Genomic DNA, 13,629 nt, shown 5'->3' on the forward strand with positions numbered 1-13,629 from the left:
GAAACTGGATGTCGACGTGTCACTGGCCGAGGTACCTGCGGTGATCGACACCCTGCTGGTGCCCGGCGGGGTGCCGGCCGACTTCTCGTTCACGCCGGGGGTGCACGACATTCCCGAGGAGCCGACGCCGGACACGGTTCCCGACGCGCTGGCGATGGTGCAGGCACTCGCCCCGCGTGCGCGACGGATCGCCTCGGTGTGCACGGGGGCGTTCGTGTTGGCCAAACTCGGGATGCTGCAGGGGCGCCGGGCGACCACCCATTGGGCGCACTGCGCGACGCTGGCGCGTCAGTACCCGCAGGTGCGTGTCGATCCCGACTCCCTGTTCGTGCAGGACGGCCCGTTCATCACCGGCGCGGGCATCACGGCAGGCATCGACCTGGCGCTGGCCCTGGTCGAAAGCGACTACGGACCGAGTGTGGCGCGCCGGGTGGCGCGGTGGATGGTGGTGTTTCTGCAACGGCCCGGTGGCCAAGCGCAATTCAGCGTGTGGGCGGACTCGGCGTTGCCGGTCTCCGGTGGCCTGCGCGAGATCATGGACGCCGTCGTCAGCGACCCCGCGGCCGATCATTCCATCGCGTCGATGGCGACCCGCGCCGCGGTCAGCGAGCGTCACCTGGTCCGGATGTTCCGCGATCAAGTCGGGATGACGCCGGCCCGGTTCGTCGAGCAGGCCCGGCTTGAGGCCGCCAAGGTGCTGCTCGCGACCGCCGACCACAGCCAGGACGCCGTGGCTCGCCGGGCCGGCTTCGGCACGCCGGACACGATGCGGCGCACCTTCCGCCGAAACCTCGGGGTCTCACCCGGCGTGTACCGAAACCGCTTCCGCACCACGGGTATCGACCAGTAGGCCGGTCGGTCCGCTGCGCCTGCCGGGCGGCAACGTCCGGTGCGCGGCCAGATGGTCGCGCACGCGCGCGCCGTAACGCAGCCCGCTGCGCCGGGCGGCGGCGTGGAACGACTCGCCCGCCAGCATGAGTCCGACCGCGTTCTCCAGCCGGACCTCGTACACATACTGGCGCAACGTCATTCCGACCTGCGCTTTGAACAGTCTGGCCAGATGCCGTGGGCTCAGACCGAGCTGGGCCGCCACCGTGTCGAGCTCGTAGTCGCCGGCCGGGTCGGTGTTCACCGTCGCCGTCAGCCGTTCCAGCCCTGGGTGTTTGGGCCGCGGGGTGCGTGCGGCGACCGAGATCTGCGGATGCCCTTCCATCCGTCGGCTCAGGATCACCATGTCCTTGGCGATCTCGGCGGCGATGTCGGCGCCGTGGTCGTCGGCGACGAGTGCGAGGGCGAGATCGATACCGGCGGCGCCGCCGGCCGACGTCCAGACCTCGCCGTCCCGGGTGTACACCGACTCGCGGTCCAGGATCGCCGAAGGGTGCCGCGCGGCGAACGTATCCAGATGCCGCCAGTGCGTGGTCGCGCGGCGGTGCTCCAGCAGCCCGGCTGACGCCAGCGCGAACGAACCGGTGCAGACCGCGGCGAGCCGGCGCACGCCGGGCGCGAGCGACCGCAGTAACTGCTGCAGATCGGTTGGTACGCCGTCGGTCACGAAGCTGTCGGCACCCGGGATCAGCAGGGTGTCGGGGCGCGGGTCCACCGCGGACGCGGGTGCCACATCCAGCCTCAGCCCCGATGAGCACGCGACGGTGCGCGCCTCGTCGAAGGCATGCAGCGCGACCGAGTAGGCACACCCCAAACCCCTTGCCCTGTCGAACACTTCGAGGGCGGTGGTGACGTCGATGGTGCGCACGCCGTCGGACACCAGCAGCACCACATGCCGGGGTCGGCGGTCGGCGTGGTGGCACATCCTGTCAGCGTGGCCGGGCGGATGCCCAGATGCGCGGCGATGTCCGGATTTTCGCCCCTTGTGTCCGGGTCGGTCGGCCCGGTGCGTCGATGGCCGATTCTGCGCGTGGCCTGTCCTTGCGCGTCCGCATCCGAAAACCGTGGTTTACCAAGCTGAAACACAACCCGATCAACGTTGGCCGCAGCGTCTCGATTATCACGACAAGGAGGTGGAACTGTATGGACTCACGATCTGCGCTGACGCTGAGCATCGGTGTGCTCGGCGGGATCGCGGTGGCGTTCACCGCCACTGTGATCACCGTTCCGATCTGGGTGGTGTTCCTGGCCTGGGCATCGTTCTTCTTCGTCGGTGGTGGTCCCGCCGGCTGGGTGCGCTCGGTGTTGTCCAACCTGGTGGGTGTGGGCATCGCCTGCGCGAGCTTGTATGCCGCACATCTGCTGGGCGGCTCGCTGACCGCGACGTCGATCGCGGTGGGCGTGGGCAGTGCCCTGATGGTGCAGGCGTCCTGGGTCGGGATGCTGTCCACGACGCCGGCGGTGGTGGTGGGATTCGCCTCGACGGTGTCGACGGTGGCCGGCACCGGTCAGCTGGTGACCGCGACGAGCATCTCGCATCCCGGACTGGTGGCCGCCTGTGCGTGCGTGCTGGGCGCGACGTTCGGGATCGCCTCGGAATACCTGGCCACTGTGATGACCCGGACGGCCCCCGCGGGTCGTCCCGACACGGAAGGTGCAACCGCATGAAATTGCAGCATTATCTCGGCGGCCTCGAAGGCCTGCCCGAGCCACTGGTCCTGGAAAAGCGGGTCTTTGTCGAGGAGTGGGAGAAGCGCATCTTCGGCATCCACGTGGCGATGATGGGGCTGAGCAACCATCTGGGTGAGGCACTACCCGAATACCCGATCGCCGACGTGCCGACGAAGTTCTCCGACGAGTGGACGTGGGCCTCGCTGCGCACCGGCGCCGAGGCGATGAATCCCTTCGACTACTTCAAGTTTCGCTACTACGAGAAATGGCTCGGCGGCATCACCGCGTTCTTCATCGACAAGGGCTATGTGTCCGAAGACGAGATCGCCGCGCTGCTCGGGCAGGCGACACCGGCCGAGGGTGGCGACGCCGCGATCGACGACCAGGTGATCGACTATCTGCGCCGGGGCGACAGCCCGCGCCGAGACGTGGCGCATCCTCGGTTCGCGGTCGGCCAGCGGGTGCGCATCACCAACGTCCCGGCCGGCGACCACACCCGGTTGCCCGGCTATCTGCGTGAGCGGGTCGGCACGGTGCAACGCATCTTCGAGGGCGACTACGGCTACTTCGTCCACACCGGCGACGGCATCGGCGACCCGATGCCGATCTACATCGTCGAATTCACGCCTGAGGAGCTGTGGGGGGTGCGTGCCGAGCCGGGCGCCAACACCCTCTACGCCGAGCTTTTCGAGGCATACCTTCAATCCGTCGAGGAGGACCAGTGAGTGAGCAATTCGCCTACCCGGCCGACCGTGAGCGCTCCAGCGCCGACCGAGTCGCGGCGCTGGAGCATCTGTTGATCGAGAAGGGCATCATCACCGGTCAGACGGTGGACAAGGTGCTGGCTTACTTCGAGTCCGAGATGACGCCGCTGAACGGCAAGAAGATCGTCGTGAAGGCATGGACCGACCCCGATTTCGCCGCCCGGGTCGTCGTCGACACCCCGGCTGCGCTCGCCGAGCTGGACCTGCCCGAAGGCATGGCAGGCGCCGAAGGCGAGCACCTGCAGGCGGTCGCCAACGGTCCCGGCGTCCACAACCTGGTCATCTGCACCCTGTGCTCGTGCTTTCCGTGGCCGGTGCTCGGCCTGCCGCCGTACTGGTACAAGGATCCGGTGTTCCGGTCGCGCGCGGCGCGTGAACCGCGAACCGTGCTGGCCGAGGTCGGGGTGGATCTGCCCCAGGAGACCGAGATCAAGGTGTGGGATTCCAGCGGCCACTCCCGGTGGTTTGTGATTCCCGAACGGCCCTCCGGCACCGAGGATTTCAGCACCGAGCAACTGATGGATCTGGTCACCACCGAATCGATGATGGGTGTCGCGCTGGCAGGACAACCGGCATGAAACTGCACGCAACCTGTACCACCGACCAGGCCGCACCGTCGTTCGACCACGAATGGCAGCGTCGGGCGTTCGGTCTGGCATTGGCACTCTCGGAATTCGGCCACTATCCGTGGAGCGAATTCCAGCAGAGCCTGATCGACACGATCGGGGCGTGGGAGGCCACCCCGGACTCCGACCGCGGCGACTGGCAGTACTACGACCACTGGGTGGCGGCCCTCGACCATGTCGTCGAGCAGCGACAGCTGCTGACCGCGCCCGTCATCACCGATGACGGCGATCACGCCGTCGACTACGACCACGACCACTGACCGAGAGGACTGACCATGCACATCGAGCCGGGAATCGTCGACGGTTCCAAGATCGTCCTGAGTTACCTCACCGCGGGCGGGGTCGGCGCGTACGCGCTGACGCTGGCCGGCAAGCACATCAAGGGCCGCGGCGCCGGCTCGCTGATGGTCGGCACGCTGGCGACCACCGCGATGGTGTTCGTGTTCTTCCAGGTTTTCCCGCACTTTCCGGTCGGGGTCTCGGAGGTGCACCTGATCCTGGGATCGACGCTGTTCCTGTTGTTCGGCGCCGCTCCGGCGGCGTTCGGGCTCGCGCTGGGTCTGTTGGCCCAGGGCGTGTTGTTCGCCCCGTTCGATCTTCCGCAGTACGGCATGAACGTCACCACGCTGCTGGTGCCACTGTTCGCGTTGCAGTACGTCGCGGCCAGGACCATCGCTCCGCAGACCCGCTATGTCGACCTGAAGTACCGGCAGGCGCTCGCGTTGTCGACCACGTATCAGGCCGGAATCGTGTCCTGGGTGACGTTCTGGGCGATCTACGGCGAGGGCTTCTCGGTTCAGACCATCGCCGGCGTGGCCACCTTCGGGGCTGCCTACCTGTCGGTCATCATCCTCGAACCGCTGGCCGACCTGGCGGTGCTGGCCGGGGCGAAGGCGCTGCAACGGTTCCGTGACGGCGCCTGGCTGGAGCCGCGGCTGTTCAATCCGGCCTGAGCCGGCCCGCCGAACAGACGCAGAATCACGCACTTCTGCGGGACTCAGCGCGATTCTGCGTCTGTTCGCGCGCCGACCACCGGGCGCGCAGCGCACCGATGGCCTGGGTGAGCGCGATCCCGACCGCGATCGCCGCGACCACCCCCACCACCCGGTCGCCGAACAACGGATACACCTGAAAGTGGGTCAGGTAGATGTAGAGCGAGGCCTCGGCAACCACGCCCGCGGCAACGGTCAGACCGGCGGGAAAGGGCAAGGCCGGCAGCCAGATCAGTGCGAGGATGCCGGTTGCGACCAGCACCTCGCGGTGACCGTTGCCGAAGTAGCCGACCACCCCGACGATGACGACGGCACTCACCAGCAGGCGCTGCCAGACGGCGGTGGCCTTGGCGGCGGCCCAGCCGGCGGCGAAGAACCAGAATGCCAGCAGGGTGAACCACGCCTCGTGGCCCAGGTGAAAGCCCGGCAGGTCGTAACGCAACGCAACTCCGAGGGCCAAGAACGCGGCGGCGACCCCGAACGGGTAGCGGCGTTCGACCCGATCCGACAGCGGTATCGCGCACAACGCGGTCAGCGCCACCAGAATCCACACCAACACCTCGACGAACCACAGCCGGCCCGCGGTCATGCTGTCATGTGGACCGAGGATCTTCTGCAGCAGAACCAGATTCGACGGCGCGTAGTCGTCGGTGACCACCAGGGCGAACGCGATCCAGGCGATCGCCGGGATGGCGATCCAGGCGATCGTGTCGACCAGGTGGCGCACCCGCCGGCGGCGCGACGGGCTGGTCAGACAGAACCGGGCGAAGTTGTAACCGGCCACCGCGAGCAGGATGTGGGCGCCGCCCCACAGTTCGAACAGCCCGGCGTGTGAGCCAACGATCAAGACGATCGCCAAGGCCCGCAGTGCCACGCTGGTCTCCAGCAGCCCGCTCCAGCGCCACCGCGACGGCGTGGCAAGCCGCTCCAGTTCGGCCACCGTGGTGTTCTGCCAGTTGACGGGGAGATGGCCCAGCATCCGCTCGAGCCGGATCGACAGGCTCACGTAGGACAGCGAATTGCCACCCAGTCCCACGAACGTGCTCTGGGGGCTCATTGCCCGCTCGTCGATGTGCAGCACGTCGGCGAACAGCGCACGCACATCGGTTCCGGGTCGCGGTTGTTGTTCGCGGGCGATGGTCCGCAGGGCGGGGTAGTCGGGCTTGCCCGACGGCAACACCGGGAGTTCGGCCAGCGCGACCGCCCGTACCGCGGTGGCGGGCAGGCCGGCGACGGTGGCCGTGCGCTCGCGCAGATCGGCGGGGTTCACCGCACCGGCGGCGGCGACCACGAGCTGGCCGTCGGCATCGGTGCACATCGCCGGTGACCCGTCTTGTGCCACCACCGATTCCACCCGCTGCAGGTCGATGCGCAGCCCGTAGAGTTTGACGAACCGGCCGAGCCGGCCCACCACCTGGTAGAGGCCGTCGCCGAGGTGGCGGGCCACGTCACCGGTGTGCAGCTCGGTCAATTGTGCGCCCTCGGCCAGATCGGCAGGCGAATGTGCGTATCCCATCATCACGTTGGGCCCGTGATAGACCAGCTCGCCGACGTCCGGCTCGGTGAAGCCGTCCAGCGGTGCGAGCGTGAATGACCCGCCAGGGATGGCCCGGCCGATGGCTTCCGGCATGTCGCCGGCGAGATCCGGTGGCAGGTAAGCCATCCGGGCGGTCGCCTCGGTGGCGCCGTACATCACCACGAACTCGAAACCGCGGCGAGCCCCGAGTTCGGCGTACCGGCGCACCGATTCCGGGCGAAGCCGCCCACCGGCCTGGGTGATGTAGCGCAGGCTCGGCAGCTTCATGGCGTCGAACCCGACCCGGTCGAGCAGTTCGAACGTGTAGGGCACCCCGGCGAAGCTGGTCACGCCGTGCTCGCCGGCCAGCTCCCAGAACTGGTCGTCGGCCACCGACAGATCGGTGAGCATCAGCGCGGCGCCCTGCCAGAGATAGCTGTGCACCACGGACAGTCCGTAGCAGTACGACATCGGCAATGTGGTTGCCGCACAGTCGGTGTCGGTGATGTGGAGGTAGTCGGCGATCGCGACGGCATTGGAGCGAAGATTCTGCGCGGACAGCCGTACCAGCTTGGGTGACCCGGTGCTGCCCGAGGTGCTCAGCAGCAGCGCCAGATCGGGGTGCAGGCGGTGCCGGCTCCGGCGATGCCGGTGGCGGATGGTCCCGGTCGCGTCGACGACCACGTCGGGATCATAGGTTTCCAGCAGCGCGGTGTGATCCGCCGCGGGCGGGACCGGGACGGCGACATGGCCGCCCGTCAGCGCACCGAGATACGCGACCAGGCTCGGCACCGCGTTGGTGGTCTCCAGCAGCACCAGCTTGCGGTCGCTGCCCAGCGCTGCCGCCGCGGCCACCGCCCGGCGGGCCAGCTCGCGGTGGGTCACCAGCTCGGTGGCGGTCAGCACCGCGGGACGATCGCCGAAGGCGGTCATCCGGTCGATCAGTTCACGCACCGCTGTCCTCGAAGATGACCGGGGTGCCCAGGAGTTCGATGGTGACCTTGGTGTGCAGGCCGGGACAGCCGAAGCTGTGCTGGCGCACCGTGATCGGGGCGGCGCCGCCGGCCGGTTCGATGGTCAACAGCACATCCGGCCCCAGGAACTCGGCACCCACCACGGTGCCGAGGCCGGCGTCGCTGACATCGTCGGCGACGACACTGGCCTGTAACTGCTCGGGGCGCAGCAACATCGTCGCCGGGCCCTCGGCGGCCGATCCCACCGGAACCCGGCCGAGCACGCAATCGGCGACACCGTCGCGCACCGTGCACGGCAGGAACACGCAGTCGCCGAGGAACTCGGCGGTGAACCGGCTGGCGGGGCGCAGATACACCGCCTGCGGGGTGCCCACCTGGGTGAAACGTCCGCCGCTCATCACCGCCACCTGGTCGGCGATCGACAGCGCCTCCTCCTGGTCGTGGGTGACCAGCAGGGTGGTCACCCCAGCCTCGGACAGGGTGCGGGCCACCGCTTTTCGGGTGGTCGCTCGCAGCCCGGTGTCCAGCGAGCTGAACGGTTCGTCGAGCAGCATGAGCGCCGGCCTGCGAGCCAGCGCACGCGCGAGTGCCACCCGCTGTTGCTGACCGCCGGACAGTTCGCTGGGGCGCCGCGAGGCCAGCGACTCGTCGAGCGACACCGTGCGCAGCAGTTCGGCGACCTGGTCGCGCACCGCCCGGCTGCGTCGTCGCGACGCCAGGCCGTAGGCGACATTCTGACCCACCGTCAGGTGTGGGAACAGTGCGCCGTCCTGCGCCACGTAGCCGACACCGCGACGGTGCGGTGCCACGTTGCCGTCCGGTCCGGCGACCTGGCGCCCGGCCAGGGCGACCGTGCCGGAATCGGGCGTCTCGAATCCGGCGATGATCCGCAGCAACGTGGTCTTGCCGCAACCCGACGGCCCGACGACGGCGGTGATGCTGCCCTCGGGGATCTCCAGATCCAGGTTGTCCAGAACCGTGACGCCGTTGAACGACTTTGTCAGGCAACGAGTGTGGAGTTGGACGGTCACAGCGCCGCCGCCTTCGAGGATTGCCGGATCAACAGCATGGTGACCGGCAGCGCCAGCAGAATCATGATCGCCGCGTACGGCGCGGCGGCGGCGTAGTCCAGCTCGCTGGCCAGCGACCAGAACCGCATCGACAGGGTGCGAGTGCCGGTGGGGGCCAGCAACAGCGTGGCGGTGAGCTCGGTGGCCACCGCGACGAACACCATCGCCGCGCCCGAGGCCGCCGCGGGGGCGGTGAGCCGCAACGTGATCCGCCACAACGTCGCAGTCGGGGGCACACCCAGCGTCGCCGACGCCTCCTCCAGCCCGGTCGGCACCTGGGCCAACCCGGCCCGCACACTGACCAGCGCCCGCGGGATGAACATCAGCACGTAGGCGCACAACAACAGCGTCACCGTCTGGTAGAGCGGGGGGGTGAGCCGGATCGCCACCGTCACCAGCGCCAGCGCGGTGACGATGCCGGGCAGCGAGCTGGTGAGGAAGTTGGCACCCTCGACCACCCGCGCGAGCGGCCCGCTGGTCCGCACCGCCACCCAGGCCACCGGATAGGCGAGCACGGTGGCGGCCAATGCGCCGGCCACGGCCAGCCCGATCGTCTGCAGCAGCGCCACCCCGAGATCGTCGAGCACCCACACCTGACGACCGCCGATCGCCAGCCAGCGCACGATCGTCCATGCCGGGACACCCAATGCCAGCACGCTCAGCACGGTCAGCCCGGCCAGCGCGGGAAGGCGGGCGGCGCCCAGCGCCACCGTGGTGGCCGGCCGCGGAGCGCCGGAGCCGACCCGGGCGAACTGGGCCCGGCCCCGGCCGGCGGCCTCGGCCACGAGCAGCAGCAGACACAGCAGCACCAGCACGCCGGCCAGCATCGATCCGGCCGCACCGTCGAACGTGGCCTGGAACTGTTCGAAAATCGCGGTGGTGAAGGTGTTGAACCGGAGCATCGCGAACGCACCATACTCGGCCAGCAGATGCACGCCGATCAGCAATCCGCCGCCGAGGATGGCCAATCGCAACTGCGGCAACACGATTCGGGCGAACACCGCCCCCGACCCGGAGCCCAGCGCTCGCGCCGATTCCTCGACGGCCGGGTCGAGCCGTCGCAGGGTGGCCGCCGCGGGCAGGTAGGCGAACGGGAAGTAGGACAGCGTGGTCACCACCACGGCGCCGGTGAATCCGTGCAACGCCGGCACCACGCCCACCCAGGCGTAGGAGTTCACGAACGCCGGTACGGCCAGCGGGGTGACCAGCAGTGGCCGCCACAGCGTGCGGCCGGGGACGTCGGTGCGTTCCACCAGCCAGGCCGCCCCGATACCGATGAGCACGCACAGCGGCACGGTGACCAGAACCAGGCCGACGGTGTTGACCAGGAGTTCGCCGACGCGGGGGCGCAGCAGCAGCTCGGCGATCCGGTCCGGCCCGGTGCTCACGAACGCCCACGCCACGTAGCCCAGCGGGATGAACGTCACCGCCACCAGCGCCGCGACGACGGTGGCCGCGACGGGGCCGGGCCGGCGGCGGGCCGCAGGGCGGTTCGCCGTCGGCCGCGGTGGCGCTTCGGTCATGGGGGACACCTACAACAAGCCCGCCTGCGTCATCAGATCGGAGACCGTCTTGGCGTCCAGCGTGGACGGGTCGACGGCGGGCGGATCCAGCTGGTCCAGTGGCACCAGCGCGGGGTTGGCGGGAACACCGCTGGCGACCGGGTATTCGAAGGAGGTGCCGTCGCGCAGCACTTCCTGGCCGGCCTTACCGGTGATGAACGCCAGGAACTGCTGCGCCTTGTCCTGCTTCTTGCTGGACTTGAGCACCCCGGCACCGGACAGGCTCAGGAACGCGCCGGGATCCTGATGGCCGAAGTAGTGCAGCTTGGTGTTGGCGCTGAGCTCTTTGGTCTTGGCCTGGTCGCGATACCAGTAGTAGTGGTAGATCACGCCGCCGGCGATCTCACCGTTGTTGACCGCGCGCAGCGTCGCGATGTTGTCGGAGTAGATGACCGCGTTGGTCTTCATGCCGGCCAGCCACTGTTCGGTGGCGGTCGGGCCCTTCAGCTGCAGCAGCGCGGCCACGATGGCCTGGAAGTCGGCCTTGGTCGGCGGGGCGCCCCAGCGGCCCTTCCACTCCGGGCGTTCCAGGTCCATGAGGGAGGTCGGCAGCTGGTCGGCGGGCAGCTTGGCCGGGTTGTAGACGAACACGGTGCTGCGCGCGGCCACGCCGGTCCAGGCATTGTCGGCGGGCCGGAACTGCTGGGGCACGTTGGCCACCACCGCGGCGTCGATCGGGGCGAACAGGCCCGCGCGCTGCACGGCAGCCATTGCCGGTGAGTTCTCGGTGAGGAAGACGTCGGCCGGTGAGTTGGCGCCCTCGGCGATCAGCTGATTGCCCAGCTCGGTGTCCCCGCCCTGGCGGTAGGTGACCTTGATCCCGGTCTCCTTGGTGAACGCCTCGATCCACTCCTTCGTCAGCGATTCGTGCTGCGCGTTGTAGACCAGCAGTTCGTCGCCGGCGCCGGAGGAACACGCCGTCCCGGCCAGGGCGAGGAGCAGGGTCAACAGGAGTGCCGAGGTGGTTCGAAGCGCGGATCGGCGGCTGAGCATACGGGCCCTTCCGTGGTAGCCATAAGGGTTGGCTAACCATATACCCCCGCCCGGATGTGGTCGGGTGGCGCCGGGGCCGACGAGCCGCCTGTGCCGGGCTGGGCTCCGGAGGCGGCACAATTGACGGGTGAGCCCCGCCACCCGCCGCAAGGTCCTGATCCTGGGCAGTACCGGTTCGATCGGAACCCAGGCACTCGAGGTGATCGCCGCCAACCCCGACCGCTTCGAAGTGGTCGGGCTGGCCGCCGGTGGCGCGAACCTCGACCTGCTGGCCCGGCAGCGCGCGCAGACCGGGGTCAGCATGATCGCCGTCGCCGACCCGGTGGCCGCCGAACAGCTCGGTGACGTCGCCTACAGCGGTCCCGACGGCGTCACCCGCCTGGTGGAGGATGCCTGCGCACAGGGCGTGGACGTCGTGCTCAACGCGCTGGTCGGCGCGCTGGGCCTGCAGCCCACCCTGGCCGCGCTGGCCGGCGGTGCCCGGCTGGCGCTGGCCAACAAAGAATCGCTGGTGGCCGGGGGGCCGCTGGTGGTCAAGGCCGCAGCCCCCGGCCAGATCGTGCCGGTCGACTCCGAGCATTCGGCGCTGGCCCAGTGCCTGCGCTCCGGCAGCGCCGGTGAGGTCGCTAAATTGGTGCTGACCGCCTCCGGCGGCCCGTTCCGCGGCTGGTCGGCAGCCCAGCTCGAGCCGGTCACACCCGAGCAGGCCGGCGCGCATCCCACCTGGAACATGGGCCCGATGAACACGCTGAACTCGGCGTCGCTGGTCAACAAGGGGCTCGAGCTGATCGAGACACACCTGCTGTTCGGGGTGCCCTATGACCGGATCGACGTGGTGGTGCACCCGCAGTCGATCGTGCATTCGATGGTGACGTTCACCGATGGCTCCACGATCGCCCAGGCCAGCCCGCCGGACATGAAGCTGCCGATCTCGCTGGCGCTGGGCTGGCCCGACCGGGTGCCGGCCGCGGCCGCGGCCTGCGACTTCGCCACCGCCTCCACCTGGGAGTTCGAGCCCCTCGACAGCTCGGTGTTCCCCGCCGTCGACCTCGCCCGCCACGCCGGACAGGCCGGCGGCTGCCTGACCGCGGTGTACAACGCCGCCAACGAGGAGGCCGCGGCGGCCTTCCTCGACGGCAAGATCCGATTCCCGGCCATCGTGCGAACAATCGCTGACGTCCTGCACGCCGCTGACCAGTGGGCCGCCGAACCCGCTACCGTGGAAGACGTACTTGACGCACAGCGCTGGGCCCGGGAACGCGCCCGCGAGGCCGTCGCACAGGAGGTCACGGCAATCCGATGATGTTCGCTTTCGGCATCGCGCTGTTCGCACTGATGATTCTGCTCTCGGTTGCGCTGCACGAGTGCGGTCACATGTGGGTGGCCCGCGCCACCGGCATGAAGGTGCGCCGCTACTTCGTCGGTTTCGGTCCCACGCTGTGGTCGACGTACCGGCCCAACAAGCTCGGCAGCACCGAGTACGGCGTCAAGGCGATCCCGCTGGGCGGCTTCTGCGACATCGCCGGGATGACCTCGGTGGAGGAACTCAAGCCCGAGGAACGCCCGTACGCGATGTTCCGGCAGGACACCTGGAAGCGGGTGGCGGTGCTGTTCGCCGGGCCCGCGATGAACTTCATCATCGGGCTGGTGGTGATCTACGGCATCGCGGTGTTCTGGGGGTTGCCCAACCTGCATCAACCCACCAATGCAATGGTCGGCGAAACCGCTTGTGTCGCACCGCAACTGGCCAAGGACAAGGCGGGTGACTGCACCGGTCCCGGTCCGGCGGCGCTCGCGGGTATCGCCAAGGGCGACGTGATCACCAAGGTCGGCGACACCCCCGTCGGCACCTTCGACGACCTCGTCGCCGCGGTGCGCAAGCTCAACGGCCCGACCGTGTTCACCGTCGAACGCGCCGAGGGCGGGCAGTCCCGGGAATTCACCACCACGGTCGACGTCACGCCGACGCAGCGATGGACCACCAAGGACGCCACCGCACCCACCACCGTCGGCGCGATCGGCGTCGCTCCCGAGGTGTTCGGCCCCACCCAGTACAACCCGCTCTCGGCGGTGCCCGCGACGTTCGCGTTCACCGGCGACCTGGCGGTCGAGCTGGGCAAGTCCCTGGCGAAGATCCCCACCAAGGTCGGCGCGCTGGTGCACTCGATCGGCGGCGGCGAACGCGACCCCGAGACGCCGATCAGCGTGGTGGGGGCCAGCATCATCGGTGGCGACACCGTGGATCACGGGCTCTGGGTGGCGTTCTGGTTCTTCCTGGCTCAGCTGAACTTCGTGCTGGGCGCGATCAACCTGGTGCCGCTGCTGCCCTTCGACGGGGGTCACATCGCGATCGCGGTGTTCGAGAAGATCCGCAACGTCATCCGATCGGCGCGCGGCAAGGTCGCCGCGGCGCCGGTCAACTACCTGAAGCTGATGCCCGCCACCTACGTGATCCTGGTCGTGGTGGTCGGCTACATGCTGTTGACCGTCACCGCCGACCTGGTCAACCCGATCCGACTCTTTCAATAGGAGACAACTGTGACCTCCATCGGTCTGGGGATGCCGGCCCCGCC

At 69.0% G+C, this 13,629-nt stretch carries 13 protein-coding genes; 8 read left to right on the forward strand and 5 right to left on the reverse strand.

The window, feature by feature from the left end; translation table 11 throughout:
* Positions 1-850 (forward strand): GlxA family transcriptional regulator (locus MSZK_RS17335; RefSeq protein WP_233211358.1); only part of this gene is annotated, 850 nt, incomplete at its 5' end.
* Here the strand turns inward: MSZK_RS17335 and MSZK_RS17340 are convergent.
* Positions 800-1,813 carry a GlxA family transcriptional regulator gene (locus MSZK_RS17340; protein WP_099249921.1) on the reverse strand — a complete coding sequence of 338 codons (1,014 nt, stop codon included), beginning with the start codon at positions 1,811-1,813 and terminating at the stop codon, positions 800-802. The genes MSZK_RS17335 and MSZK_RS17340 overlap by 51 nt on opposite strands.
* Positions 1,814-2,031: 218 nt before the next feature.
* On the opposite strand from MSZK_RS17340, the gene MSZK_RS17345 reads away from it, so the two are divergent.
* From MSZK_RS17345 to MSZK_RS17365, 5 genes are read left to right on the forward strand one after another with little or no spacing between them, the layout of a single operon-like run.
* A complete protein-coding gene (locus MSZK_RS17345) occupies positions 2,032-2,556 on the forward strand; it encodes a DUF1097 domain-containing protein (RefSeq protein ID WP_099249922.1) in 525 nt (174 codons plus the stop codon).
* Positions 2,553-3,284, forward strand: coding sequence for a nitrile hydratase subunit beta (gene nthB / locus MSZK_RS17350; protein ID WP_099249923.1), 732 nt, complete (start codon positions 2,553-2,555; stop codon positions 3,282-3,284). Before MSZK_RS17345 ends, nthB begins: the two co-directional genes overlap by 4 nt.
* Positions 3,281-3,901: a nitrile hydratase subunit alpha gene (gene nthA / locus MSZK_RS17355; protein WP_099249924.1), complete on the forward strand. Its 621-nt coding sequence runs from the start codon at positions 3,281-3,283 to the stop codon at positions 3,899-3,901. Before nthB ends, nthA begins: the two co-directional genes overlap by 4 nt.
* Positions 3,898-4,209 (forward strand): nitrile hydratase accessory protein, encoded by a 312-nt coding sequence (locus MSZK_RS17360; protein ID WP_099249925.1) that lies wholly within the window; start codon positions 3,898-3,900, stop codon positions 4,207-4,209. Before nthA ends, MSZK_RS17360 begins: the two co-directional genes overlap by 4 nt.
* 15 nt (positions 4,210-4,224) lie before the next feature.
* Positions 4,225-4,902 carry an energy-coupling factor ABC transporter permease gene (locus MSZK_RS17365; protein ID WP_099249926.1) on the forward strand — a complete coding sequence of 226 codons (678 nt, stop codon included), beginning with the start codon at positions 4,225-4,227 and terminating at the stop codon, positions 4,900-4,902.
* Positions 4,903-4,927: 25 nt separating this feature from the next.
* On the opposite strand, the gene MSZK_RS17370 is transcribed toward MSZK_RS17365, so the two are convergent.
* From MSZK_RS17370 to MSZK_RS17385, 4 genes are read right to left on the reverse strand one after another with little or no spacing between them, the layout of a single operon-like run.
* The gene (locus tag MSZK_RS17370) at positions 4,928-7,390 is read right to left on the reverse strand and encodes an AMP-binding protein (RefSeq protein ID WP_371411354.1); all 2,463 of its coding nucleotides are present in this window, start codon (positions 7,388-7,390) and stop codon (positions 4,928-4,930) included.
* Between the two features lie 13 nt (positions 7,391-7,403).
* Entirely contained in the window at positions 7,404-8,462 is a 1,059-nt protein-coding gene (locus MSZK_RS17375) for an ABC transporter ATP-binding protein (RefSeq protein WP_099249928.1), read from the reverse strand.
* The gene (locus tag MSZK_RS17380) at positions 8,459-10,024 is read right to left on the reverse strand and encodes an iron ABC transporter permease (protein ID WP_099249929.1); all 1,566 of its coding nucleotides are present in this window, start codon (positions 10,022-10,024) and stop codon (positions 8,459-8,461) included. Before MSZK_RS17380 ends, MSZK_RS17375 begins: the two co-directional genes overlap by 4 nt.
* Positions 10,025-10,033: 9 nt before the next feature.
* On the reverse strand, positions 10,034-11,056 hold the full coding sequence (locus MSZK_RS17385; RefSeq protein ID WP_099249930.1) for an iron ABC transporter substrate-binding protein: 1,023 nt from the start codon (positions 11,054-11,056) through the stop codon (positions 10,034-10,036).
* 127 nt (positions 11,057-11,183) lie between these two features.
* On the opposite strand from MSZK_RS17385, the gene dxr reads away from it, so the two are divergent.
* Together dxr and MSZK_RS17395 are read left to right on the forward strand one after the other, a co-directional pair.
* Complete coding sequence (gene dxr, locus MSZK_RS17390; protein WP_099249931.1) at positions 11,184-12,359, forward strand: 1-deoxy-D-xylulose-5-phosphate reductoisomerase; 1,176 nt, start codon at positions 11,184-11,186, stop codon at positions 12,357-12,359.
* Positions 12,356-13,585: an RIP metalloprotease gene (locus MSZK_RS17395; protein WP_099249932.1), complete on the forward strand. Its 1,230-nt coding sequence runs from the start codon at positions 12,356-12,358 to the stop codon at positions 13,583-13,585. The genes dxr and MSZK_RS17395 overlap by 4 nt, the downstream gene beginning before the upstream one ends.
* Positions 13,586-13,629 lie beyond the last annotated feature (44 nt).

Origin of the sequence: Mycobacterium sp. shizuoka-1, from assembly GCF_002723835.1 — a bacterium.
Classification (GTDB): Bacteria; Actinomycetota; Actinomycetes; order Mycobacteriales; family Mycobacteriaceae; genus Mycobacterium.